This window comes from Amycolatopsis plumensis (genome assembly GCF_042652605.1).
GTDB lineage: Bacteria > Actinomycetota > Actinomycetes > Mycobacteriales > Pseudonocardiaceae > Amycolatopsis > Amycolatopsis plumensis.
On record NZ_JBHSJY010000001.1, the window covers coordinates 5,796,643 to 5,820,307 of the forward strand.

General features: G+C 71.5%; 21 protein-coding genes. 9 read left to right on the forward strand and 12 right to left on the reverse strand.

Annotated elements, in window-relative coordinates:
- Positions 1-17: 17 nt before the first annotated feature.
- Positions 18-824, reverse strand: a complete 807-nt coding sequence (locus tag ACFPLC_RS28380) for a S1 family peptidase (protein WP_378193008.1) — start codon at positions 822-824, stop codon at positions 18-20.
- Positions 825-949: 125 nt separating this feature from the next.
- The gene (locus tag ACFPLC_RS28385; RefSeq protein ID WP_378193010.1) at positions 950-2,161 is read right to left on the reverse strand and encodes an APC family permease; all 1,212 of its coding nucleotides are present in this window, start codon (positions 2,159-2,161) and stop codon (positions 950-952) included.
- Between the two features lie 80 nt (positions 2,162-2,241).
- Between ACFPLC_RS28385 and ACFPLC_RS28390 the strand changes: the two genes are divergently transcribed.
- From ACFPLC_RS28390 to ACFPLC_RS28405, 4 genes are all read left to right on the forward strand, one after another.
- Positions 2,242-2,994 carry a GntR family transcriptional regulator gene (locus ACFPLC_RS28390; protein ID WP_378193012.1) on the forward strand — a complete coding sequence of 251 codons (753 nt, stop codon included), beginning with the start codon at positions 2,242-2,244 and terminating at the stop codon, positions 2,992-2,994.
- 45 nt (positions 2,995-3,039) lie between these two features.
- Positions 3,040-3,549: a hypothetical protein gene (locus ACFPLC_RS28395; protein WP_378193014.1), complete on the forward strand. Its 510-nt coding sequence runs from the start codon at positions 3,040-3,042 to the stop codon at positions 3,547-3,549.
- Between the two features lie 74 nt (positions 3,550-3,623).
- Positions 3,624-4,139, forward strand: coding sequence for a hypothetical protein (locus tag ACFPLC_RS28400; protein ID WP_446681636.1), 516 nt, complete (start codon positions 3,624-3,626; stop codon positions 4,137-4,139).
- A 192-nt stretch (positions 4,140-4,331) separates the two neighbouring features.
- Positions 4,332-4,997 carry an RlpA-like double-psi beta-barrel domain-containing protein gene (locus ACFPLC_RS28405; protein WP_378193016.1) on the forward strand — a complete coding sequence of 222 codons (666 nt, stop codon included), beginning with the start codon at positions 4,332-4,334 and terminating at the stop codon, positions 4,995-4,997.
- 52 nt (positions 4,998-5,049) lie between these two features.
- Here the strand turns inward: ACFPLC_RS28405 and ACFPLC_RS28410 are convergent, their stop codons facing one another.
- The 4 genes from ACFPLC_RS28410 to ACFPLC_RS28425 all read right to left on the reverse strand — a co-directional run bounded on the left by ACFPLC_RS28410 (position 5,050) and on the right by ACFPLC_RS28425 (position 10,686).
- Positions 5,050-6,702, reverse strand: a complete 1,653-nt coding sequence (locus ACFPLC_RS28410) for a fumarate hydratase (RefSeq protein WP_191316887.1) — start codon at positions 6,700-6,702, stop codon at positions 5,050-5,052.
- Positions 6,703-7,438: 736 nt separating this feature from the next.
- Positions 7,439-8,473, reverse strand: coding sequence for a sigma-70 family RNA polymerase sigma factor (locus ACFPLC_RS28415; protein WP_378193018.1), 1,035 nt, complete (start codon positions 8,471-8,473; stop codon positions 7,439-7,441).
- Positions 8,474-8,761: 288 nt separating this feature from the next.
- Complete coding sequence (gene dtd, locus ACFPLC_RS28420) at positions 8,762-9,187, reverse strand: D-aminoacyl-tRNA deacylase (RefSeq protein ID WP_378193020.1); 426 nt, start codon at positions 9,185-9,187, stop codon at positions 8,762-8,764.
- The gene (locus ACFPLC_RS28425) at positions 9,184-10,686 is read right to left on the reverse strand and encodes a DUF7782 domain-containing protein (protein ID WP_378193022.1); all 1,503 of its coding nucleotides are present in this window, start codon (positions 10,684-10,686) and stop codon (positions 9,184-9,186) included. The genes dtd and ACFPLC_RS28425 overlap by 4 nt, the downstream gene beginning before the upstream one ends.
- A gap of 28 nt (positions 10,687-10,714) precedes the next feature.
- Between ACFPLC_RS28425 and ACFPLC_RS28430 the strand changes: the two genes are divergently transcribed.
- Positions 10,715-11,980: an amidohydrolase gene (locus ACFPLC_RS28430; RefSeq protein ID WP_378193024.1), complete on the forward strand. Its 1,266-nt coding sequence runs from the start codon at positions 10,715-10,717 to the stop codon at positions 11,978-11,980.
- A gap of 38 nt (positions 11,981-12,018) precedes the next feature.
- Positions 12,019-12,333 carry a DUF3099 domain-containing protein gene (locus ACFPLC_RS28435; protein WP_378193027.1) on the forward strand — a complete coding sequence of 105 codons (315 nt, stop codon included), beginning with the start codon at positions 12,019-12,021 and terminating at the stop codon, positions 12,331-12,333.
- An 81-nt stretch (positions 12,334-12,414) separates the two neighbouring features.
- Here ACFPLC_RS28435 and ACFPLC_RS28440 read toward each other — a convergent pair whose 3' ends face one another.
- Genes ACFPLC_RS28440 through ACFPLC_RS28455 form a run of 4 tightly spaced genes read right to left on the reverse strand, consistent with a single transcriptional unit; the run spans position 12,415 to position 15,601 of the window.
- The gene (locus ACFPLC_RS28440) at positions 12,415-13,287 is read right to left on the reverse strand and encodes a carbohydrate kinase family protein (protein ID WP_378193030.1); all 873 of its coding nucleotides are present in this window, start codon (positions 13,285-13,287) and stop codon (positions 12,415-12,417) included.
- On the reverse strand, positions 13,284-14,189 hold the full coding sequence (locus tag ACFPLC_RS28445; RefSeq protein WP_378193033.1) for a pseudouridine-5'-phosphate glycosidase: 906 nt from the start codon (positions 14,187-14,189) through the stop codon (positions 13,284-13,286). The genes ACFPLC_RS28440 and ACFPLC_RS28445 overlap by 4 nt, the downstream gene beginning before the upstream one ends.
- A 9-nt stretch (positions 14,190-14,198) precedes the next feature.
- Positions 14,199-14,816 (reverse strand): HD domain-containing protein, encoded by a 618-nt coding sequence (locus ACFPLC_RS28450; protein ID WP_378193036.1) that lies wholly within the window; start codon positions 14,814-14,816, stop codon positions 14,199-14,201.
- Positions 14,816-15,601, reverse strand: coding sequence for a sporulation protein (locus ACFPLC_RS28455; RefSeq protein WP_378193039.1), 786 nt, complete (start codon positions 15,599-15,601; stop codon positions 14,816-14,818). The genes ACFPLC_RS28450 and ACFPLC_RS28455 overlap by 1 nt, the downstream gene beginning before the upstream one ends.
- A 58-nt stretch (positions 15,602-15,659) precedes the next feature.
- On the opposite strand from ACFPLC_RS28455, the gene ACFPLC_RS28460 reads away from it, so the two are divergent.
- Both ACFPLC_RS28460 and ACFPLC_RS28465 read left to right on the forward strand, forming a co-directional pair.
- Complete coding sequence (locus ACFPLC_RS28460; RefSeq protein ID WP_176176076.1) at positions 15,660-15,902, forward strand: DUF3039 domain-containing protein; 243 nt, start codon at positions 15,660-15,662, stop codon at positions 15,900-15,902.
- 167 nt (positions 15,903-16,069) lie between these two features.
- On the forward strand, positions 16,070-16,909 hold the full coding sequence (locus ACFPLC_RS28465; RefSeq protein ID WP_378193042.1) for a hypothetical protein: 840 nt from the start codon (positions 16,070-16,072) through the stop codon (positions 16,907-16,909).
- A 145-nt stretch (positions 16,910-17,054) separates the two neighbouring features.
- On the opposite strand, the gene ACFPLC_RS28470 is transcribed toward ACFPLC_RS28465, so the two are convergent.
- Together ACFPLC_RS28470 and ACFPLC_RS28475 are read right to left on the reverse strand one after the other, a co-directional pair.
- Positions 17,055-20,195 carry an efflux RND transporter permease subunit gene (locus tag ACFPLC_RS28470; protein WP_378193045.1) on the reverse strand — a complete coding sequence of 1,047 codons (3,141 nt, stop codon included), beginning with the start codon at positions 20,193-20,195 and terminating at the stop codon, positions 17,055-17,057.
- Positions 20,196-20,284: 89 nt separating this feature from the next.
- On the reverse strand, positions 20,285-21,436 hold the full coding sequence (locus tag ACFPLC_RS28475) for a YihY/virulence factor BrkB family protein (RefSeq protein WP_378193048.1): 1,152 nt from the start codon (positions 21,434-21,436) through the stop codon (positions 20,285-20,287).
- Positions 21,437-21,663: 227 nt separating this feature from the next.
- Here ACFPLC_RS28475 and ACFPLC_RS28480 point away from each other — a divergent pair, with 227 nt between their 5' ends.
- Entirely contained in the window at positions 21,664-23,400 is a 1,737-nt protein-coding gene (locus ACFPLC_RS28480; RefSeq protein WP_191316875.1) for a DEAD/DEAH box helicase, read from the forward strand.
- The last annotated feature ends 265 nt before the right edge of the window (positions 23,401-23,665 follow it).

The following is a 23,665-nucleotide window of genomic DNA, read 5'->3' on the forward strand; positions in this document are numbered from 1 at the left end:
TCGGCGTGCGGAAGTGGTTACAGCGTGGCAGCCGCAGCGGCGATCTTCGATGCGAACGTGCTCACCTCGGTGTAGACGCCGGGCGCGTGCGGGCGGGCGCAACCGTCACCCCAGGACACGATGCCGACCTGGATCCACGCGTTGTTGTTGTCCCGCCGGAACATCGGGCCGCCGGAGTCGCCCTGGCAGGTGTCGACGCCGCCGGAGGCGAGGTTGCCCGCGCAGATCTCGGCGCTCGGGATCAGGTCGGGGTAGCTGCCGCCCTGGGCGGCGCAGGTGGCGTCGTCGACGAACGGGACCGTCGCCTTGAGCAGGTACCGCTGCTGCGCGCCGCCTTCGCGGGCCGCGCCCCACCCGGCCACGGTGAACGTGCCGGTGTTGTACGCGCTGGTCGTCGCGATCGGCATGGTGGCCAGGCCGCTGACCGGGCTGGCGAGCTTGATCAGCGCCCAGTCGCCGCCGGTCGAGGTGCCGTAGGTGGGGGACTGGTAGACGTAGGTCGAGCGGATCTTCTGCGCGCTGGTGCTCTGGAGGTCGACGACGCCGACGGTCGCCGTGATCGAGGTGTTGGCCCCGGTCCGGCTGACGCAGTGCGCCGCGGTCAGGACGATCTGCTTGGTGTACAGCGCACCGCCGCAGCCCATGGAAAGCCGGACCATGAACGGGAATTCACCCTGGGCGGCCCGGGTGCCGCCGACGACGTCGGTGGACGGCGGCTGGGCGGCGGTGGCGATCGCCGGGGTGGCGAACGAGGCCGCGGCGGCGACCGCGGCGAGTGCGGTGGTGGCGTTTCTGAGCACGGTGAACCAGCGCTTGGGGGCCAAGGGGATCAGTCCTTCCAGTGTCCACAGTGGAAGCGATTGCCGTGAGCGGCCCCACGACTACACCAGGTGCGCACAGACCGGGACAACCGACTTTCTTCGGATCTTTCGGGCGGTTGGGTGATTTCTCACCGGCGGACCCGGCGAACGCCGTAGGCCAAACCGCCCAGTGACAACACCGCGCACCCGGCGAGCACCGACGGCAGCGGCAGGCTGAACGCGAGCACCACGCACCCGGTCAGCCCCAGGACGGCTCGCGCCTTCCCCTTCAGCGTGAGCGCGGCCGCGTTGGCGATCGCGTAGTAGGTCAGCACGGCGAAAGACGAGAAGCCGATGGCCGCGCGCAGGTCGATCGTCGCGGCGAGCACGGCGACGACGAGCCCGACGGCGAGCTCGGCCCGGTGCGGCACCCGGTAGCGCGGGTGCACGGCGGCGAGGAAGCGAGGCAGGTGGCCGTCGCGGCTCATCGCCAGCGTCGTGCGCGAGACGCCGAGGATGAGCGCGAGCAGCGAGCCGAGGGCGGCGATGGCCGCGCCCGCCCGGACCACCGGGGCGAGCCACCCCGGGACGGCCGCGGCGATCGGGTCCGGGCTCGCGGCGAGCGCGGCCGGGCCGAGCCGGACGAGGAGCAGCACCGCCAGCGCGGCGTAGACCACGAGGGTGACGCCGAGGGCGAGCGGGATGGCGCGGGGGATGGTGCGAGCCGGGTCGCGGACCTCCTCGCCGAGGGTGGCGAGCCGCGCGTACCCGGCGAAGGCGAAGAAGAGCAGCCCGGCCGCTTCGAGCACGCCCCCGCCACCCGGCCAGGCGACGAGCGGGCCGCCGCCGGACGGCCCGGCGGCCATCGCCACTCCCGCGACCGTGAGCACGAGCAGGGTGCACGACACGATCACTCGGGTGGCGAGCGCCGACCGGTGCACGCCGAAGTAGTTGACGGCGGTGAGCGCGGCGACCACCGCGACCGCGAGGAGGCTCCGCCACGGCTGCCCGAGCCCGGGCGCGGCGTAGGCGACGACGGTCAGCGTCATCGCGGCACAGCTCGCCGTCTTGCCGGTGACGAATCCCCAGCCGGCCAGGTATCCCCAGAATTCACCGAGCCTTTCCCGGCCGTAAACGTAGGTACCGCCGGATTCCGGGTGAATCGCGGCCAAGCGCGCCGAGGACATCGCATTGCAGTAGGCGACGACGGCCGCGAGGACCAACGCGATGAGCAATCCGGCCCCCGCCGCGCGCGCCGCCGGGGCGAACGCGGCGAACACACCGGCCCCGATCATCGAGCCCAGGCCGAGGAAAACGGCGTCGCCGAGGCCGAGCCTGCGGGTGAGGGAAGTCGGGGGCATCCGGGTGATCCTCCATGCGGCGGCAGTGGTTCGTGCCACAGCGAACCACGGCGCACCGGAAACCCAATAGGGTCGATTCCGTGCCCGCCCCCACGCGTCATTCCCGCCTGTCCGCCGACGGTCCCGTTCTCGACGGGATTCCCGAACACGGCCGTGTCCCGCGGTACTACGCGGTCAAGGTCGAACTGCTGGCGGTGATCGCGGAACTCGGCGAAGGCGCGGTGCTGCCCACGGAACGGGAATTGTGCGAACGCTTCGAAGTGTCGAGGGCGACCGTACGGCAAGCGGTCGGCGAGCTGGTGCTCGAGGGCAGGCTCAGCCGCCGCCAGGGCAGCGGCACCTACATCGCCGGCCCGAAGCTCGTCCAGCCGCTGGCCACGGAGAGCCGGCGCCCGGGCATCCGGCCGGGCCGCCGCGCGATCACCCTGGAGCGGCGCGTGGCCGGCCGCGCACTGGCCGCCGACCTCCAGGTGACGTCGGACACCGAAGTGTTCCACCTCGAGCGGGTCCTGCTGGCCGGCGACGAGCGCGTCGGGCTCGAGTCGACATATCTCCCGGCGGCGCGGTGCCCGGACCTGCTCGACGTGTTCACCCCCGAGCAGCCGTTGAGCGAGCAGCTCGGCATGGAGCCCGCCGGGGCGGAGGAGCGGGTCGAGACGGTGCTGGCGACACCGCGCGAGGCCATGCTGATCGGGACGAACCCGGCGCTGCCCATGCTGCTGACCCACCGGATCTCGTGGGGCCCGGACGGAGTGCCGTTCGAGCGGGTGCGGTCGCTGTACCGGGGTGACCGGCTCAGCTTCACGACCCGCCTCGGGCGGCCCGCCGGCTGAGCGGCCCCGATGCAACCCCGGGCGCGTCCGCTCCGTCTGGCAGGTATGCGTACCACGGTGAAACTGCTGGGCGCGGGCCTGCTGCTGCTCACGGCGACGGCCTGCGCCGCGAATTCCGGGGCCGGCGCCCCGGCGGCGGGTCCGGGTTCGGAGCCCGGCACGCCCACGACCTCGACGAGCGCGCCGGGGACGGTGACCCCCACGGTCGGCCCGCCGCCCTCCCCGACGGTCGGGCGGCCGACGCAGGGCATCGCGCCGGGTGACGACGTCGTCGCCGAGTCCCAGGTCGACGCCCGCGAGCTGCCCGAGGGGTATCCGCGCAGCCTCACCCGCAGCCTCGACGGCCGGACGGTGATCCTGCAGGCCGAGGAGGGCGGCTGCCGCCGCATCTCGGCCCACGTCGGCGAGCAGACGGCGCAGCAGGTGGTCGTGCTGGTCGCCGTCGGGACGGCGCCGAAGGGCCAGATGTGCCCGGACTACATCAAGGAGATCAAGATCCCGCTCGCCCTCACGGCACCGCTGGGAACGCGCACGGTCGTCCTCCGCCGGGGCTGACCGCCGTCGACGCCGGGAGGCAATCCGGACGATTCCGGTGCAACCCCCGGCCACCCCCGTTCCGTCCTGACGGCATGAGGTACTCAGCGAAGGTGGTCGGAACAGGCGCGCTCCTGTTGATGGTGACGGCCTGCGCCGGCCAGGACATGCCCACCAGCCAGCCTGCGGGATCGACCGGCAGCGTGTCGGTCCCCGCACCGGCGTCGCCGTCACCGAGCGAGTCCGTGCTGCCGGCGCCGCCGGAGCCGAACCCGCCGGGCAAGCCCCGCCTGACCGTGCCCGAGGGCAGCATCCAGGTCCCGGCGGACAAGATCGACGCGTCCGCGCTGCCCGCCGGGTTCCCCCGCGAGGTGTGGACGGCCGACGGCGGCACCGTGCTCAACATCCGCGCCCAGGAAGGCGGCTGCGGGCACGCGCTCGGCGAGGCGGCCGAGCAGGCGGGCGACCACGTCGTCGTGAACCTGAGCGAGACGAAGGCCCAGACCAATCAGATGTGCACGATGGACATCCGGTACCCGGTCGTCTCGGTCACCCTGGCCGCGCCGCTGGACCAGCGCACGGTGGTGCTGAAGTCCACCCCGCCGAAGTAGGCCAGGGCACTTTCACGTGAAAGTGCCCCCCTGCGGGCGGCACTTTCATACTGAAAGTGCCGTGGTCCGGACCACGGGCTGCGCGTGGTCCGCTCATCGTCGAAGTTGTCGAAAATTGTCAGGGCTCCCGCTGAACCGCCACCGTGACCGGCCCGTGTCCCGGGTGAGGTGGCGATCAGAGAGGAGGGGCCCATGCCCCGGTTGAGCAGTGGCCGGCACCGCAAGAAGGCGACCGTCGGGTTGGCGGCGTTGCTGGGTGTTTCCGGTATCACCGCGACCGCCATCGCGCTGAGCAGTCCCGCGGGCAACGCGGCCGAAGCGCCCAAGGAGAACTGCGGCGGGCTCGACACCGCCCTGCAGAACAACCTGAACTTCATCGCGGGCCAGCAGGCGAACCCGGACGCGCAGTCGGCCGCGCGGATCGCCAACCGCCAGGCGGTGGTGGACCTGATCCAGCAGCGGCGGCAAGTTGCGGGCTGCACGGCGAACGTCGCGGCGAACAACGGTCAGGCCGCGGCGGCGCCGGGCAACTCCGGCAACGCCCCGGGCAAGGCGCAGGCGCCCGGGCAGCAGAAGAAGCAGGAGCAGCCGGGCGCCGGCGGTGCGGTGGGCGAAGTCGTCTGCGCCGGTTCGACCGTGACGCTCTCCGGCGAGGGCGGCGCACCGGCCGCGTCGAGCAACCAGTTCCCGGCCGGGACGAAGCTGAAGGTGACCAACCTGGACAACTCGAAGTCCACGACGGTCGAGGTGACGTCGGTGTCGGGCAGCTGCACGCTGCTCAACAACGCGGCCTTCGAACAGGTCCGGGAGCCCGGCAAGTTCCTCATCCGGCGCGCGCGGATCGAGCGCGTCGGCTGAGCGAAGGAAAAAGGGGACACCGGCGGCGGGCCGGTGTCCCCTTTTCCGTGCGTCAGCGGAAGCTGATCTGCAGCACCGGATCGCCGGTGCTGGCGAAGAAGTCGTTGCCCTTGTCGTCGATGACGATGAACGCCGGGAAGTCCTCGACCTCGATCTTCCAGACGGCTTCCATGCCGAGCTCGGCGTACTCGAGGACGTCGACCTGCTTGATGCAGTCCTGCGCGAGCCGCGCCGCCGGGCCGCCGATCGAGCCGAGGTAGAAGCCGCCGTGCGCCTGGCACGCGTTCGTCACCTGCTTCGAGCGGTTACCCTTGGCCAGCATGACGAGCGAGCCGCCGGCGGCCTGGAACTGCTCGACGTAGGAGTCCATCCGCCCGGCCGTCGTCGGGCCGAACGAGCCGGACGCGTAGCCCTCGGGCGTCTTCGCCGGGCCCGCGTAGTACACCGGGTGGTTCTTCAGGTAGTCCGGCATCTCCTCGCCGGCGTCGAGGCGCTCGGCGATCTTGGCGTGCGCGATGTCCCGCGCGACGACCAGCGGCCCGGTGAGCGAAAGCCGCGTCTTGACCGGCAGCTGCGAGAGCTGGGCGCGGATCTCGGCCATCGGCCGGTTGAGGTCGACGGCGACGACGTCGTCGGAGAGGTCTTCTTCGGTGATGTCGGGCAGGAACCGGGCCGGGTCGCGCTCGAGCTGTTCGATGAACACACCGTCGGCGGTGATCTTCGCCTTGGCCTGGCGGTCGGCGGAGCAGGAGACGGCGACGCCGACCGGGCAGCTCGCGCCGTGGCGGGGGAGCCGGATGACGCGGACGTCGTGGCAGAAGTACTTGCCGCCGAACTGCGCGCCGATGCCGAACTGCCGGGTCATCTCCAGCACCTGCTGCTCGAGGTCGCGGTCGCGGAAGGCGTGACCCAGTTCGGAGCCCTCCTGCGGCAGGTTGTCGAGGTAGCGGGCGGAGGCGAGCTTCGCGACCTTCAGGTTGAACTCCGCGGACATCCCGCCGACGACGATCGCGAGGTGGTAGGGCGGGCAGGCCGCGGTGCCGAGGCTGCGCAGCTTCTCGTCGAGGAAGCGGGCCAGCCGCTTCGGGTTCAGGACGGCCTTGGTCTCCTGGTAGAGGAACGTCTTGTTGGCGCTGCCGCCGCCCTTGGCCATGAAGAGGAACTCGTACGTCGGGTCCCCTTCCTTGTGGTAGAGCTCGATCTGCGCGGGCAGGTTGGTGCCGGTGTTGCGCTCGTCCCAGAAGGTGACCGGCGCCATCTGCGAGTAGCGCAGGTTCAGCTGCTGGTAGGCGTCGAAGATGCCCTGCGAGAGGGCGCGCTCGTCGTCACCGCCGGTGAGCACGCCTTCGCCGCGCTTGCCGATGACAATGGCGGTCCCGGTGTCCTGGCACATGGGGAGCACGCCCCCGGCGGAGATGGCGGCGTTGCGCAGCAGGTCCATGGCGACGAACCGGTCGTTTCCGGATGCTTCGGGGTCGTCGACGATGGCGCGCAGCTGCTGCAGGTGTGACGTGCGCAACAGGTGTTGGATGTCGGTGATGGCGGTGCGCGCGAGGGTGGTGAGCGCTTCCGGGGCGATCTTCAGGAAGGTCCGCCCGGCGGCTTCGACGGTCTCGACGCCTTCGTCGGTGACCAGCCGGTATTCGGTGGTGGTGTCCTTGCCCAGCGGGAGGACTTCGGTGTGCTGAAACGTGGTGGACGGCACTGCCAGGCTCCTTTGCCAGCTCCGGGATCGGTCCACCTTATGCGGCGGGGAAGGGCACGCCGAAGAGGCATCCGGTCACTGTGGGCCACCCCACGCCCGTTCCTTTTCGGGCTGGGGCCCGCCACCCCGAAGCCCGATTGTGACGACGGACGGTGGTGCCGGGTCAAGGCGGGAAAGCGTGCCTTGACCCGGCACCACCGTCCGTGTTCTGGCTTCGGATCGGGGTGGCGGGGGAGGGCTGGGTGCGGTGCCGGTGGCGTTGCCGGGCCGCCGACCGTTCGGGTACGCAGTCCGACTGTCTGGGTACGCAGCCCGACCGTCTGGGTACGCGGGCCGACCGCCCGGGTGCGCGGCCGATCGGCTGGGCGAGTGCAGTGAATGACTCATTCCTTGCGTCGGACGTCAGGAATGAGTCATTCACTGCATCGGCGGGCAACGGCGGGAAGCTGGTCGGGAGGCCGGGTCCACCCCGACGGACCCGACCTCCCGGGGAAAGCTCCCGGATGCGTGCACACCCGGTTGCGAGGCCTGCGCCGGCACTTCGAGGCTGTCGTGACGCAGGTCATAAGTCAACGCCGCCGAACGGGTGCTGGCGGAGGGTTGCTACCCAGGCCCCCCAGCGGCGAAACCCGCTTTTCGTGGAAAATTTTCGTTCTCGGTCGAACGCCTGGTCAGCGCGGTGCGGAAACGACCGAGGGCGGGTGCACCCAGTGCACCCGCCCTCGGACAAAAGCGATCAGCTGGCGTACGCGCGGAGTCGGTCGGCCCGCTCGCCCTGGCGCAGCTTCGACATGACCTCGCGCTCGATCTGGCGGACGCGCTCGCGGGACAGCCCGAAGTGCTTGCCGATCTGGTCGAGCGTGCGCGGCTGGCCGTCGTCGAGGCCGTAGCGCAGGCGGATCACGTGCTGCTCGCGGTCGTCCAGCGTCGCCAGGACGCGGCGCAGATCGTCCTGCAGCAGGCCCGAGATCACGGCGCTCTCCGCGTCGGTCGCCTCCGAGTCCTCGATGAAGTCGCCCAGGGGGGCGTCTTCCTCGGTGCCGACCGGCATGTCCAGGCTTACCGGGTCACGCGAGTGGTCGAGCAGGTCCGAGATCTTGTGCGCCGGGATGCCCGACTCGGCCGCCAGCTCCTCGTGCGTCGCGTCGCGGCCGAGCTGCTGGTGCAGGTCGCGCTTGATGCGGGCCAGCTTGTTCACCTGTTCCACCAGGTGGACCGGCAGCCGGATGGTGCGGCCCTGGTCGGCCATGCCCCGGGTGATCGCCTGCCGGATCCACCAGGTGGCGTAGGTCGAGAACTTGAACCCCTTGGAGTAGTCGAACTTCTCCACCGCGCGGATGAGACCCAGGTTCCCCTCCTGGATCAGGTCGAGCAGCGGCATCCCCCGGCCGGTGTAGCGCTTGGCGAGCGAGACCACCAGGCGGAGGTTGGCCTCCAGCAGGTGGTTCTTGGCCACGTGGCCGTCGCGCACCAGCGCGGCCAGCTCGGTGCGGCGCTTGGCCGTGAGCTCCTCGGCGGTATCCAGCATGTGCTGGGCGAACACGCCGGCTTCGATGCGCTTCGCCAGCTCGACCTCGTCGGCCGCGGACAGCAGGGCCGTCTTGCCGATGCCGTTGAGGTAGACGCGGACGAGGTCGGCGGCGGGGCTCTGGGCGTCGAGGTCGGCGTCGGTGAGCGTCCCCACGCCCAGCGTCGTCGGCTCCTCGGTCGTCTGAGCCGGGATGCGCTCGCGAATCCCGCGCGACTCGCGTTCGAGAGTCTGGACTGACATTCTGCCTCCCCGGTCACGGGCTGAACGTGCTGCTGCGGTCGTCCACCGGGTGCGCACCCGCGGACCGGGGCCTGTGGATCCCGGTACGCCGGTCCGGCCGGCTTGGCTGGACATCTGGCACAACGCTCCGGGTTCCCAAAACGTTCCCGGCCCGTCATAGGAGAAGACGGATGCCGGAGCGATCCGGTTGCTCAACCAATGCTGAGCTTTTGCTGAGAACGTTCCGTGACCGGGGAACCTGAGAATTCCATATGAATCCGGTCAGAATGTGAACCAGATCCTAAAGGTCTAGACCTCTACGAGAACGGTGAACGGACCGTCGTTCACGCTCGACACTGCCATCATCGCCCCGAAACGACCGGTCGCCACGGTGGCGCCGCGGCCGCGCAGCTCGGCCACGACGGCGTCCACCAACGGCTCGGCGACCTCCGGCCGGGCCGCCTGCGTCCACGACGGCCGCCGTCCTTTCTTCGTGTCGCCGTAGAGCGTGAACTGGCTCACCACGAGCAGTGGCGCATTCGCCGTGGCGCATGATTCCTCGTCGCGCAGCACCCGCAGTTCGTGCAGTTTGCGGGCCATCGTGACGGCCTTCGCCGGATCGTCGCCGACGTGAATTCCCAGCAGCACAAGCAAACCCGGCTCGTCGATCGCGCCGACGACCTCGCCGCCCACCGTCACGTCGGCCCGCGTGACGCGGGCCGCGACCGCCCTCACCGGCCCGCGGGGACGAGCATGCCGTGCCGGACGAGCTCCCGGACGACGGGGAGCGCGGCGGCCGCCAGTTCCTCCGACGACAGGCCCTGCGCCGCCGCGAGGAGCTCGATCAGGTCCTCCAGGGGCAGAACACCGCGACAGCCCGCGAGCAGCCGCGTGGCCAGTTCGTCGACCTCGTGCTGCCAGCCCGGCCCGTCGGTGCGGTGCAGCCGCCGGACGGTCGTCGCCCAGCCCTCGTCACCGGGTTCTTCGACGCTTTCGAGCAACACCGTGTCCGGCACCACAAAACGGACATCCAGTAATGAATCACCCGATTCACGCAGCCATTCCACCCGGTCGAGCCAGCCGGCCGCTTCCGGGCCCAGCGGATCGTCGTAGGCCTGGCGCAGGTCCTCGCACACGACGGTCGGTGTCCGCCCGGACGCCCGCCGCAGCGTGACGAACCCGAAGCCGATGCCGCGGACGTCGTTGGCGGCGAACCAGTCGAGCCACGCCGCCGCCTTCGCCCGGCCTTCGGGCGAACGCGGGTCGAGGCCGGCGTCACGCAGCCATGTGCCGACGTAGAGCGCCGGATCGGCGACGTCGCGCTGCACGAACCAGGCGTCGGTCTCGGCGGGCAGCCAGCGGCTCACCCGATCGGCCCAGTCCTCCTTCCCGGTGTGCAGCCAGGACGCGAGCAGGTGCCCGGTGCCGCCGTCGGTGAGGAACCCCGGCAGCTGCCGCACGACCAGCGCGCTCGCGTCGTCGCCGGCCAGCCCGGAGTCGCGGTAGGTGTAGTCCACCCGCGCCGGGCCGACCACGAACGGCGGGTTGCACACGACCTGGTCGAACTTCCGCCGCGCGACCGGCGCGAACCACTCGCCGCGGACGAGTTCGACGTCCAGCTCATTCAGCCGGAAGGTCGCCGCGGCCAGGGCGAGGGCCCGCGAGGAGACATCGGTGGCGGTGACGCGCTGGGCGTGCCGGGTCGCGTGCAGCGCCTGCACGCCGTTGCCGGTGCCCAGGTCGAGCAGGGTGCCGACCGGGCGGCGGCTGGTCGCGCGGATCAGCGACAGCGACGCGTGGCCGACGCCGAGCACGTGGTCCTCGGGAACGGTGTGGCCCAGCAGGCCGGCGTCGAGGTCCGACACGACCCACCACGAGCCCTCTTCGTCACCGTGCGGCCGGATGTCGAGGGCGGCCCGGTAGCCGCCGTCGACGGCCGCCAGCACACCGGCGGCGACGGCGTCCTCGACCGCGAGCGGCGCGAGGGCGGCCTTGACCGCGGTCTCGGGTTCGGTGCCGCCCAGCAGGAACAGCCGGATCAGCGTGCCGAGGTCACCCGCGTCCCGGGTCGCGCGCTCGGCGGGCACCGGCTCGCCGCGGCCCAGCGCCGCGTGCGCGGCCCCGCCGAGGGCCGCCACCACGCCGTCGGCGTCGTAGGAGGTGCGCCGGAAGGCCTCGCGCAGCCGCGCGCAGACGTCGTCGGACAGGGCGGGCAACTCGCTTCGCGTGCTCACGGTGGGTAATGCTGCCACGATGGCCCCCGTGACCCTTGAACGCGTCCTCGCCCCGCTCGACGCGGCGCTGCCCGAACTCGAAGCGCTGTACATCGACTTCCACCGGCACCCGGAGCTCTCCTTCGCCGAGACCCGGACGGCGGCCGAGCTGGCCCGGCGGCTGGAGGGCGACGGCTACGAGGTGCACACCGGTATCGCCGGCACCGGCGTGCTGGGCGTGCTGCGCAACGGCGAAGGGCCGGTGGTGCAGCTGCGGGCCGACATCGACGCGCTGCCGGTCGAGGAGAAGACCGGGCTGTCCTACGCCAGCACCGCCCGCGCCACCGACGAGCACGGCACCGACGTCCCCGTCATGCACGCCTGCGGCCACGACATGCACGCCACCTGGCTCTCCGGCGCCGCCGCGCTGCTCGCCGAGGGCCGTGACAGCTGGTCCGGGACGCTGCTGGTGGTGTTCCAGCCGGGGGAGGAAGGCGCGGGCGGCGCGGCGGCGATGGTCCGCGACGGGCTCTTCGACATCGCGGGCAAGCCGGACGTCGTCTTCGGCCAGCACCTGGTCCCCGGCCCGGCCGGCTGGGTGCTCACCCGGCCCGGCGTGATCATGGCCGCCACCGACACGCTGCGCGTCACCCTGCACGGCCGCGGCGGGCACGGCTCGCGCCCGGAGACCACCGTCGACCCGGCCGTGCTGGCCGCCTCCGTGGTGCTCAAGCTGCAGACGATCGTCTCGCGGGAGATCGCCGCCACCGACTCGGCCGTGGTCACGGTCGGTTCGCTGCACGTGGGCACCGCGGCCAACGTGATCGCCGACGACGCCGTGCTGGAGGTCAACGTCCGGTCGTTCGACCAGGCCGTGCGCGAGCGGGTGCTGGCGGCGGTCGAGCGGATCGTCCACGGCGAGGCCGCCACGGCCGGCGCGCCGAAGCCGCCCGAGATCGAGCGGTCCGGCGCCTATCCGGTCACCGAGAACGACGAGGCCGCCAACGAGGCCCTCACCGAGGTCTTCCGCGGCCACTTCGGCGCCGACGTCGTGCTGCCGGCGCCGCTGATCACCGGCAGTGAAGACTTCAGCGAGTTCGGCCGGGCGGCGGGTGTGCCGTCGGTGTTCTGGCTGGTCGGCGGCTTCGACCCGCAGACGGTCATCACGGCGATGACCGAGGGCCGGTTCGAGCGCGACATCCCGTCCAACCACTCGCCGCGGTTCGCGCCGATCCTGCACCCGACGCTGCGGACCGGCATCGAAACCCTCGTGGTGGCCGCGTTGAGCAAGATGCGTCACCCCGGTGTCGGATGAACCGCGCAAGTGGGACGATGGAAGGCGGAGGTGGTGCAGTGACCATGCCCGCCAACGACTCGGACCCGGTGCTGATCACCGGGGCGGCCCCGTCGTACGAAGAGCAGTTCGCCGCGCGCAAGCGCAAGTACGTCATCATGATGTGCTGCCGCATCCCGTGCCTGATCGCGGCCGGGCTGACCTACCACGTGTGGTGGCTGGCGCTGGGCTTCCTGGCGATTTCGGTGCCGCTGCCGTGGATCGCGGTGCTGATCGCCAACGACCGCCCGCCCCGCAAGACCGAGCAGATCTCGCGGTACGAGCGCGAGGCGAAGGCGATCGAAAGCACCAGCCACCGCGTCATCGACGGCTGAGCGGGTCCCGCGATGCAGTGAATGACTCATTCCTTGCGTCCGACGCCAGGAATGAGTCATTCACTGCAACCGGGGGATGCGTCAGACCGGCTGGGGGCCCACCTTGCCGACGGCCAGCGCGCCCAGCCGGGTGCCGTGGCATAGGACGTCCACAGTGGACTCCCCGGCCAGCCAGCCGGTGAGCACGCCCGCGTCGAAGGCGTCGCCCGCACCGGTCGAGTCGATGCACTCCGCTTCGACCGCGGGCACGCTCGTGACGCCGCCCGCGTCGACCCAGCTGGCCCCGTCGAGGCCCGCCGTGACCACGACCGCGCCGACCGTGCCGAGCAGTTCCTTCGCCGACGCCGGATCCGCCGAGCCGGTCAGCGCGACCAGCTCTTCGGTGTTCGGCATCAGCAGGTCGACCCCGCGGACGTCGGCCAGGAACGCGGCCGGGTCGGTGATGTGCGCGGCGGCCTGCGGGTCGACCGACGTCGTCAACCCCGCTTCGCGAGCCGCGGCCAGCGCGGCGAGGCCGGCCGCGCGCGACGGCGGGTCGAGCAGCACGTACCCGGACAGGTGCAGGTGGCTCGCGCCTGCCAGGGCCTCGGGGGTGACGTCCTCGGGCACGAACCGCTGGTTCGCGCCGCGGTCGGCCAGCATGCTGCGCTGCCCGGACCCGTCGACCATCACCACCACGCAGCAGGTCGGCGCCTCGGGGTCGACGGCGAACGCGCACCGCACACCGGCGGCCTCCAGCTCGGCCCGGATCAGCCGGCCGCCCGGGTCGTCGCCGATCCGCGCCAGCAGCGTCGTCTCCGCGCCCAGGTGCCGCAGCCACAGCGCCGTGTTGGCGCCCGCGCCGCCGCCCGTGAACCGGATCTTCGCGCGAGCGTCGCCGCCGTGCGGCAACGGCTTGTCGTGCCGGGCGATCACGTCGAGAGCGGCGTCGCCGACCACCACGATCCCGCTCATGCCAGCGCCACCGCGACCTCGGTGGCCAGCTTCGCGTTGTTCAGCACCAGCGCCTCGTTCGCGTCGATGCTCACCCCGCCGCTCGCGGTGTGGAAGTGCTCGAGCAGCACCGGCGTGACGTCGGCGCCGTGCACGCCCTGCTCCTCGACGAGCGCGAGGCCCTCGGCGAGCAGCCGGTCGTGCAGCTCTTTGTCCATTTCGGACGCTTCGGGAATCGGGTTCGCCAGCAGGACACCGGAATTCGCGTACGCGCGGTGTGCGTCGATGACGGCGGCGGCCTGCTTCGGGTCGTCGACCCGCCAGCCGACCTGGTGCCCCGACGAGCGAAGGTAGAACGCCGGGAAGTCGTCGGTGCGGTAGCCCAGCACCGGCACCGAGTTCGTCTCCAGGACTTCCAGGGTGGCCGGGATGTCGAGCACCGACTTCACGCCGGAGCAGACGACCACGGTCGGCACCTTCGCCAGCACGCCGAGGTCGGCCGAGACGTCCCAGGACTGCGCGGCCCCGACGTGCACGCCGCCGAGCCCGCCGGTGGCGAACATCCCGATCCCGGCCGCGGCGGCCAGCGCCGACGTGCTCGCCACCGTCGTCGCGCCCGAGCGGCCGAGGCCGACGGCCGGGCCGAGGTCGCGCAGCGAGAGCTTGTCCAGGCCGGCGTCCGGCGCGCAGACGCGCTCGAGCTCGGCGGGGGAGAGGCCGACGACGACCCGCCCGTCGAGCACCGCGATCGTGGCCGGGACGGCGCCGCCGTCGCGGACCACGCCTTCGAGGCGGCGGGCGACGTCGAGGTTGCGGCCCGGCGGCAGGCCGTGGGACAGGATGGTGCTCTCCAGCGCGACGACGGGGTGCCCGTCACGCAGCGCCGAGGCGACCTCTTCGTGCAGCGAGAGTGCGGTAGTCACGAGGGACCATCATCGGTGATCGGTTCGCTCGCCGCGCCAGTGGGTCAGCTCGGTGGTGAGGTTGCTTTCGGCGGCGTTCGCCCAGCGTGTCCGGGCGGCTTCGCTGCGGTAGAGCGGCCGGGACAGCAGGCGCTCGAGGACGGCGATTCGGCCTTCGCGCCAGACGTCGTCGGGGTACTTCGCGTACTCCTGGCGGACCCCGTCCGCATACGCCGCGTACTGGTCCGGCGGCGCGCCGAGAACGGCGAGGTCGGCGTCGAGGAGGGCGGTGGCCAGCGGGTCGTCCGGTGGGGCGTCGTGTCCGATGGTGGTGAGGATCAGGCCTTCGACGCGCTCGACGTGCGCTTCGGCCACGCCTTCGAGCGCGTCGCGGGCCCAGGCGGCGCTGGCTCGTTCGTCTTCGCCGGGCTTCGCGTCGTACACGACGTCGTGTGTCCAGGCCGCGACGGCGACGATGGCGCGGTCGGTGTCGCCGAGGCCTTCGGCCAGCCAGGCGGAGTCGCGCGCGACGGCGGCCGCGTGCGTGAGCGTGTGGTAGCGGCGGTGCGGCTCGGCGTACCGGGCCCGCAGCCGCGGCCAGGCGTCGGACGTGCCGCCGAGCACCGCGACCGCTTCGGACCACTGCATCAGTCGAAGATCCCGCGTGGCCGCGCGAGGAGGTCGAGCCAGTCCTCGAGCTGCTTTTCCCAGTTGACGTCCGGCTTCATGGTGAACATCCCGAGGAAGTCCTGGCCGCGGCCGCCGAAGCCGCCGGTCTTGCTCACCCGGACCCGCTTGGTGACCTCCAGCACGACGTCGGTGCGTTCGGCCGAGGTCAGGAAGGTGACCGCGACCTGGGAGAAGATGCTCGCGAAGCGCGGCGAAGGCGTGAAGCGGATCTCCTGGAAGAACGGCAGCTGCTGGCGGGCGCCGTCGACCCGGCCCTGTTCGAGGACCGCCTCGCGGAAGGTGAAGCCGAGCCGGCTGAGCGCGTCGAGGATCCGCTTCTGCGCCGGAAGCGGCTCGATCGCGACGGCGTCGGCGTCGAAGGGGTCGCTGACCGCGGCGGCCAGGTCGAGCTCGGCCCGGACGCCGACCGCCATTCCCGTCAGCGGCTTGGCGTAGACGCTGGTCACCGGCGTCTCCCAGGGCAGCGGCACCTCGAACGGCACCCGGATCTGCTGGCCGGCCCGGATGACTTCGCTGCCGACCAGGTGCTGGGAGCCGAACGGGAGGTCTTCGGTCCGGCCGCCGGGCACCTGGACGCGGGCCAGCAGCGTCACGCCCAGCCCCTTGATCTCCTGGTCGACCTCGCCGCCGAGCAGCAGCACCTCGCCGTGGAGCGGGCGGCCGGGGGCGGCGGTGCGGTCGAGCAGGCGGGCATCGATCCGCGCCCCGCCCGAGCCGAACGTCGCGAGCACCTTCTGGAACATGCCGGGGATCCTGCCAGGCCGGAGACCTCCCGCGCGGGGACTCGGGCACAATGGCCGGGTGAGCACCGAGACGCTGACGAAGCCGGAAACCACGCCCGAGGGCACGGACACCACCGACGACGACTCGCCGAAGATGTTCCACTACGTGAAGAAGAACAAGATCGCCGAGAGCGCGGTCATGGGCACTCACGTGGTGGCGCTGTGCGGCGAGGTCTTCCCGGTGACGAAGTCGCCGAAGCCCGGGTCGCCGGTCTGCCCGGCCTGCAAGGAGATCTACGACAGTCTCCGCCCGGGCAACTGAGCCGGGCCGGGAGTCCCCGGCGGGGTGCCCCCGCCGGGGTTTTCTGCTGTCCGGAATGAGACAACTCGTCGAACAAACGTGAAAAACCTTCATTCGGCGGGTGTGCCGGGTGCCCGGGGCCTGGTAAATCCAGCGGGCCAGGTCCCTCTCACCCACCGGAGTCGCACATGCGCAGAACCGGGATCGTGCTCACCCTCGCCGCCCTGCTCGCCGTGGTCTCGCCCGCGCTGGCCCAGGCCGTCACGGGCTGGACGGAGGTCGGCTCCGACAACGCCCGCGCCCTCGACGAGAGCCAGGGCCTCGCGACGATCGTGCGTCCTTCGGGGACGACGATCCGCTACACCGGGATCGGCACGATCCCGGCCGACCTGAACGCCCAGGGCTGGAACCACGTCGGCGACCCGGGCTCGGCCCAGGGCTGGTACGTCGAGCCGTACCAGCGTGACGACCGCGGCGCGAAGCTCTTCCGCGTCCAGGCCCCGGACGGTTCGTGGGCCAACTACAAGCACAACCTCGAGTCGTGGGAGGCGAACAACAACTCCTTCGCCGCGGTGTCGCCGGACGCGCGCTGGCTGGTGGCGGGGGAGTGGGGCACGATGGACCGGCTCCTGGTCCACCCGATGCCCGGCGTGGTGGCCACGAACCCGGCGCAAAACCTGCCGCTGGCCGGGGCGATCCGCTTGGACCACGCGGTCCGCGACGTCCAGGGCTGCGACTTCCAGACCGCGACCCGCCTGCTCTGCGCGTCCGACGACCCGGACGGCAGCCTCTTCGGCACGACGAAGCCGCTCCTCCAGGTCGACCTGGCTTCGTCGTTGAACGGCTCGGACGTCACCGCCCACGTCACGTCCCTGGGCCAGCTCCCGCTCCGCAGCGGCTGCTCGGGCTCGTTCGAGGTCGAAGGCATCGACTTCGACGAACGCGACAACACCCTCCGCGTGGTGGTCATGGCCCCGAGCATCTGCATCCTCTGGGACAGCAAGACCTACCGCTTCCAGCAGCGCTGACCCCGTGATCGAAGGGGCGACACGCGTGATTGCGGAGTCGACACGCGTGATTGAAGCGACGACACGCCGGGCCCGCCTTGGACCCGGCGTGTCGTCCGTCTGATCACGCGTGTCGACCCTCAAATCACGCGTGTCGGCGTTCCGATCACGCGGGTTCGGGGTTGAGGGACTCCGAGTCGGGGGCCTGGGACGGGGTTCGGCGAGCTTCGCGGCGGGCGCGGCGGCGTTCCTTGCGGGTCTCGACCATCGTGTAGAGGGTCGGGACCAGGACCAGGGTCAGCAGGGTGGAGCTGACCAGGCCGCCGATCACCACGATCGCCAGGGGCTGGCCGATGAACCCGCCCTGGCCGGTGATGCCCAGGGCCATCGGGACCAGGGCGAAGATCGTCGCTGCCGCGGTCATCAGGATCGGGCGCAGCCGGCGCCGGCCGCCTTCGGTGACGGCGTCGGCGACGCTCATGCCTTCCGCCCGGTACTGGTTGATCAGGTCGATCAGCACGATCGCGTTGGTCACCACGATCCCGACCAGCATCAGCATCCCGATCAGCGCCGGCAAGCCGAGCGCGGTGCCGGTGGCCAGCAGCAGCCCGATCGCGCCGGTCGCCGCGAACGGGATCGACACGAGCAGGATCAACGGCTGAATCAGGCTGCGGAACGTCGCCACCATGATCAGGAACACGATCGCGATGGCCGCCAGCAGGGCCAGGAACAGGTTCGAGAACGCCTCCTGCTGGTCCTGGCTGACGCCGCCGAGCGAGTACGCCGCACCGCCGGTGAACGTCAGTCCGTCCAGTTTGGACTTGATGTCCGCGGTGGTCTTGCTCAGGTCGTCCCCGGTGTTCTTCGCGGTCACCGTGGTGCTCAGGTCGCCGCCGGTGCGCCGCACCGACGCCGGTCCGTCCACAGTGGACACGCGAGCCACCTCGTCGAGCCGGACGACGCCGCCCGGGCCCGGGATCGGCAGCCCGCGCACCTGGTCCACCGTGGCCGGAGCCGTGCCGGCCCGCAGCACGATGTCCGTGCGCTGCCCGCCGACCGGCAGCTGGGTCACCGTGCGCCCGGCGATCGCCTGGTTGGCGATCTGCCCGATGGTGCTCGCCGACAGCCCGCGCGCGGCGGCCGCGGCGTCGTCCACCTCGACCTGCACCCGCGGCGAGCCGACGCTCAGGTCGCTCGACACCTCGGTCAGCCCGGCCACCCCGCGCAGCGCCTGCACCACCTGGTCGGACGCCGGCTTCAGCGCGGCCTCCGACGGTGCGGTCACCGTCACCGAGACCTGGTCGGAGTTGAACCCGGACGCGTCCGCGCCGATCTTGATCTCGCCCAGCTCGGGCCGGGACGTCAGCTTCGACCGCAGCCGGTCCGACAGCGCGTCGAGGTCGGTGTCCTTGGCCACGGTGACGGAGATGCTCGTGTTGGTCCCGCCGCCGAAGCCGAACGTCCCGCCGCCGCCGATGCTGACCTGGTAGGTCTGCACCGCGGACTCGGCCGCGAGGGCCTGCTCGACGGCCGTGGCCGCCTTCTCCTTCGCCTCGACGCTGGTGCCGGCGGGCAGCTTCTGCGTCATGTTCAGCGTGGTGCCGCCGGACTGGTCGAGGAAGTTCGTGTTCAGCCGCGTCGCGAGCCCGACCGTGCCCGCGAAGATCAGCAGGGCCAGCAGGACGACGGTCAGCCGCCGCCGCGTCGCGAACCGGATCACCGGCAGGTAGGCGCGCTGCAGGACGCTGCGACGCTCCTTCTCGACGGCGGCTTCGCGCGCCCGCTCGGCCTCGACGGGGTCCGCCGGGACGGCGGGCCGCTTCAGGAACCAGTACGCCAGCACCGGAACCACGGTCAGCGAGACGAGCAGCGACGCCAGCAGCGCCACCGTCACCGTGATCGCGAAGGGCGAGAACAGTTCGCCGACGAACCCGCCGACGAACGCGATCGGCAGGAACACCGCGACGGTCGTCAGCGTGGACGAAGTGACCGCGCCGGCCACCTCGCGGACGCCGTCGAGCACCGCCCGGTCCTTTTCCTCGCCGTACGCGAGGTGCCGTTTGATGTTCTCCAGCACGACGATCGAGTCGTCGACCACCCGGCCGATCGCGATGGTCAGCGCGCCGAGGGTGAGCAGGTTCAGCGACAGGTCGCCGGTCCACAGCGCCAGCAGCGCGACGACCACCGACAGCGGGATCGAGACCGCGGTCACCAGCGTCGAGCGCACCGAGAGCAGGAACAGCAGGATGACGACGACGGCGAACGCCAGGCCCAGCAGGCCTTCGGTGGTCAGGCCGCTGATCGCGTCCTTGACCGGGGTGCCCTGGTCGAACACGACGTTCATCTCGGCGCCGGTCTTCTTCGCCAGGTCCGGCAGCTTGTCGCGCACCGCCTGGGAGATCGCGACGGCGTTCCCGTTGTCCACCATGGTGATCGAGAGGCCGAGGCTGGGCTTGCCGTTGGTGCGCGTGATCGACGTCGGCGGCGCGAACCCGGGCTGGACGTCGGCGACGTCACCCAGCTTCACCGGACCGCGCGCCGGAGTACCCGGGCGCGCCGCCGAAGCACCCGGCGTCAGGTACAGGTTGCGCAACGTGTCCACAGTGGTCTGTCCGCCGCCGACCTGCACCGACAGCGTCTTGCCGTTTTCGGTCAGCGTCCCGGCCGGCACCGCGGCGCCCGCGGTCTGCAGCGTGGTCGCGACCGAGGCCGGGTCCACCCCGGCCGCCGCGAGCTTCGCGTAGTCGAGCGTGATCGTGACCCGCGGCTGCTGCACGCCGGTGACGGTCACCGTGCGGACCCCGTCGATCTTCCGCAGCTCCGGCGCGACCTGGTCGGTCAGCGCGGGCGCGAGGGCCTGCGGGTCGCCGGTGGTGCCCGCGGCGACCAGCACCACCGGCAGGTCGTCGGTGCTGCCGGCGGACACGGCGGGCTCGGTGTTCTGCGGCAGCCGCGGCCGGACCTGGTTCACCACCTGCTGGATCTGCGAGACGGCGGCGTCGATGTCCGTGCCGAACTCGAACTGCGCGACGACGCGCGAGACGCCGTCCGACGACGTCGAAGTGATCTGCTCGAGGCCCTTCAGCCCCTGGAGGCCGCCTTCCAGGGGCTCGGAGACCTGCCGGTCGACCGCGTCCGGCGACGCGCCCGGGTACGCGGTGACGATCTGCGCCTGCGGGAACTGCAGTGACGGGAAGAGCTGCTGCTTGAGCTGCGGCAGCGCGAAGGCGCCGAAGCCGACGACGACCAGCGCGAGCAGGCCGATCAGGCTCCGGTTGCGCAGGCTCAGTCTGGCCAGCACGGACATGACTCGGAAAACCCCCTCGGGAACGACGCGGCGACCGACGCCTGCGTCAGTGACGGGGGAAGCGTCCCATGTCCGACCTGAGGAGCGACTCAGTCTGGGGGTGGATTCCGGGTCCCCCCTTCGGTGGACCCCCGACCCTGAGCCGCACTGGGTGCCGGTTCCGGTGCGCTCGGTGACGAGGTGTCCTCTTCGGACGGCTCCGGCTCGCCGCCGCCGGGGGAGACGTCCTCGGCGCGCGGGCGCCGCAGCGGCGTGGTCGAGCGGTCCCACAGCTTGCGGCCCTCTTCCGAGCGCAGCCGCTCGGAGGCGCGTTCCATCTCCAGCCGCCGCCACTTGCGCCGCTGCCGCCGGGTCGCCTTCGCCGGCCACAGCTCCTGGATCGCGCTGTTGAAGTACGCGCCGCCGACCACGGCCAGTCCGATGAAGAACATCAGCAGCAGGAACGCGATCGGCGCGGCCAGCGCGCCGTAGGTGTAGCCGGTCTTGGTGATCCAGTTCAGGTAGACGCGCAAGCCGACCGAGGACAGCAGGAACACGACCATGGCGAGCACCGCGCCGGGCAGCCCGCGATGCCACGGCAGCTTCCGCGGCAGGGCGAGCTTGTACAACGTGGTCAGGGCGAGGGTGATCATCGCGCCGAGGGCGGGGAAGTACAGCGCGCTCACCCACGACGTGACGGTCGGGCGCCAGGCCGCCGGGAAGAACTCCGGCAGCAGGTCGGGGCCGATCGCCAGCAGCGGCAGCCCGACCACCAGGATCACCAGGCCGCACAGGTACAGCAGCAGCGCGAAGATCCGCTGCCAGACGTCGTTGCGGACGCCGTACTGGTCGTGCGCGACGGTGATCGCGTCCACGAACGACGACATCGCCGACGAGCCCGCCCACAGCGAGATGAGGAAACCGACCGAGACGATCTCGCCCTTGCCGACGGTGAGGATGCTGTTCACGGTCGGTTCGATGATGTCGTGGACGGCGTTCTGGCTGAACACCGTCCGGCAGAACCCGATGATGCGGTCGTGGACCGCGCCGACGACCCCTTGGCCGAACCATTCGCCGACGAAGCCCAGGCTGCCGAGCAGCCCCAGCAGCAGGGGCGGGAGCGACAGCGTCTGCCAGAAAGCCGCCTCCGCGGCCTCGGAGAAGATGTTGCCCTCCCAGGCCTTGGCGAAGGTGCGCGTGACGAGCCGCCACGGCCCCTTGCGGGCCACCTTCGTCGCTGCGGACGGCTGCACCTCACCCATGACGTGTCCAGCATGGTCCATCCGTGCTGATTTGGCTCGTCACGCCCCCTGCGGCCGGGCGTGTCGGGGGACATCACCCGTGCCGGTGCCCGGAACTGTCGGACCCGGCCGGTAGACTCGGTCCAGTGCCCTCACCGCAGTCGCCGACGGAAGCAGTGCAGCAGAAGTCGGTACCACAGTGAGGGTTTTCGCACGTCACAGCACTTAAGCGAGGGGGAGGACCGGCGATGACGGAGACGCAGCTCGGGGCGCCTCCCGCGGAGAAGGACTCGACCGCGCGCCCGCTGCGGGCGTGGCAGCGGCGGGCGCTCACCAAGTACCTGACGCAGAAGCCGAAGGACTTCCTCGCGGTGGCGACACCCGGCGCCGGCAAGACGGTGTTCGGCCTGCGGATCGCCGCAGAGCTGCTCAGCGACCGCACGGTCGAGGCGATCACCATCGTCACCCCGACCGAGCACCTGAAGCACCAGTGGGCGGCCTCGGCCGCGGCGGCCGGCATCGCCATCGACTCGAACTTCCGCAACACCACCGGCGTCACCTCGTCCGACTACAACGGCGTCGCGCTGACGTACGCGCAGGTCGCGGCGCACCCCACGCTGCACCGGGTGCGCACGGAGAACCGCAAGACCCTGGTCATCCTCGACGAGATCCACCACGGCGGCGACGCGAAGAGCTGGGGTGACGCGATCCGCGAGGCGTTCACCCCGGCCGTCCGGCGGCTGTGCCTGACCGGGACGCCGTTCCGGTCGGACGACTCGCCCATCCCGTTCGTCACGTACGAGCCGGACGCGGGCGGTTTCCAGCGCAGCAAGGCCGACCACGCGTACGGCTACGCGGACGCGCTGGCCGACGGCGTGGTCCGGCCGGTCGTCTTCCTGGCCTACTCGGGCGAGGCCTCCTGGCGCACGAGCGCGGGGGAGGAGTTCACCGCCCGGCTCGGCGAGCCGCTGACGGCGGAGCAGAACGCCCGGGCGTGGCGCACGGCGCTCGACCCGGCCGGCGAGTGGATCCCGGCGGTGCTGCAGGCCGCCGACACGCGGTTGTCGCAGGTCCGCCAGAGCGTGCCGGACGCGGGTGGCCTGGTCATCGCGACGGACCAGGAGTCGGCGCGGGCGTACGCGAAGATCCTGGAGCGCATCTCCGGGGAAATGCCGACGCTGGTGCTCTCGGACGACCCGAAGGCCTCGGGACGGATCAAGGAGTTCTCCGAGACGAACGAGCGCTGGATCGTGGCGGTCCGGATGGTCTCCGAAGGCGTCGACGTCCCCCGCCTGGCGGTGGGCGTGTACGCGACGAGCGCGTCGACGCCGCTGTTCTTCGCCCAGGCGATCGGCCGGTACGTGCGAGCGCGGAAGAAGGGCGAGACGGCGAGCGTGTTCCTGCCGTCGGTCCCGGTGCTGCTGGAGCTGGCCAGCGAGCTGGAGGCCCAGCGCGACCACGTGCTGGGCAAGCCGCACCGCGAGAAGGAAGGCTGGGAGGACGAGCTCCTCGCCCAGGCCAACCGCACCGAGGACGAGCCGGGCGAGGAGGAGAAGGCGTTCACCTCGCTGGGCGCCTCGGCCGAGCTCGACCAGGTCATCTACGACGGCAACTCGTTCGGCACGGCGGTGTTCTCGGGGTCGGACGAGGAACAGGAGTACCTGGGGCTGCCGGGCCTGCTGGAGCCGGACCAGGTGCGGGCGCTGCTGCGGAAGCGGCAGGAAGAGCAGATCGCCGACGAGAAGCGCCGCAAGCCGGCCAAGGAGGAAGCCCCGCCGGCGGCGGCCCGCCCGCAGTCGGTGAGCGAGCGGCTCGGCGCGTTGCGCAAGGAGCTGAACGCGCTGGTCGGCATGTACCACCACCGCACGAAGAAGCCGCACGGCGCGATCCACAACGAGCTGCGGCGGGTCTGCGGCGGCCCGGTGACCGCGATGGCGACCGTCGAGCAGCTCGAAGAGCGGATCGTGACACTGCGGTCCTGGTGAGGTGCCGGATCCCGGGCGCTGTCGCCCGGGAGGCTGAAGTTCCGGCGGTCACCGTCCGTTCCCGGCGGGGCGGGATCACCGCACCGCCGGGCTTGTGACGCTGCGTATCACGTTGTCACCGGCGGGCCGCCCGTCCGTCCCCCGCCGAGTGGCCTTCCGGGCACTTCCCCGCCCGAACTCCGCAAGTCGGCGACGGGTCACGCCGCCATCCCGTGGATTCGCCACGGGTTGCGCTCGGTGCACACGACCGGCCCAACGTCACGGC

Bases quoted from the DNA above. Each gene is read 5' to 3' on its own strand.
- ACFPLC_RS28385 (WP_378193010.1), bottom strand. From the start codon at position 2,161: ATGCCCCCGACTTCCCTCACCCGCAGGCTCGGCCTCGGCGACGCCGTT.
- ACFPLC_RS28395 (WP_378193014.1), top strand. From the start codon at position 3,040: ATGCGTACCACGGTGAAACTGCTGGGCGCGGGCCTGCTGCTGCTCACG.
- ACFPLC_RS28400 (WP_446681636.1), top strand. From the start codon at position 3,624: ATGAGGTACTCAGCGAAGGTGGTCGGAACAGGCGCGCTCCTGTTGATG.
- ACFPLC_RS28405 (WP_378193016.1), top strand. From the start codon at position 4,332: ATGCCCCGGTTGAGCAGTGGCCGGCACCGCAAGAAGGCGACCGTCGGG.
- ACFPLC_RS28415 (WP_378193018.1), bottom strand. From the start codon at position 8,473: ATGTCAGTCCAGACTCTCGAACGCGAGTCGCGCGGGATTCGCGAGCGC.
- ACFPLC_RS28440 (WP_378193030.1), bottom strand. From the start codon at position 13,287: ATGAGCGGGATCGTGGTGGTCGGCGACGCCGCTCTCGACGTGATCGCC.
- ACFPLC_RS28450 (WP_378193036.1), bottom strand. From the start codon at position 14,816: ATGCAGTGGTCCGAAGCGGTCGCGGTGCTCGGCGGCACGTCCGACGCC.
- ACFPLC_RS28455 (WP_378193039.1), bottom strand. From the start codon at position 15,601: ATGTTCCAGAAGGTGCTCGCGACGTTCGGCTCGGGCGGGGCGCGGATC.
- ACFPLC_RS28465 (WP_378193042.1), top strand. From the start codon at position 16,070: ATGCGCAGAACCGGGATCGTGCTCACCCTCGCCGCCCTGCTCGCCGTG.
- ACFPLC_RS28470 (WP_378193045.1), bottom strand. From the start codon at position 20,195: ATGTCCGTGCTGGCCAGACTGAGCCTGCGCAACCGGAGCCTGATCGGC.
- ACFPLC_RS28475 (WP_378193048.1), bottom strand. From the start codon at position 21,436: ATGGGTGAGGTGCAGCCGTCCGCAGCGACGAAGGTGGCCCGCAAGGGG.
- ACFPLC_RS28480 (WP_191316875.1), top strand. From the start codon at position 21,664: ATGACGGAGACGCAGCTCGGGGCGCCTCCCGCGGAGAAGGACTCGACC.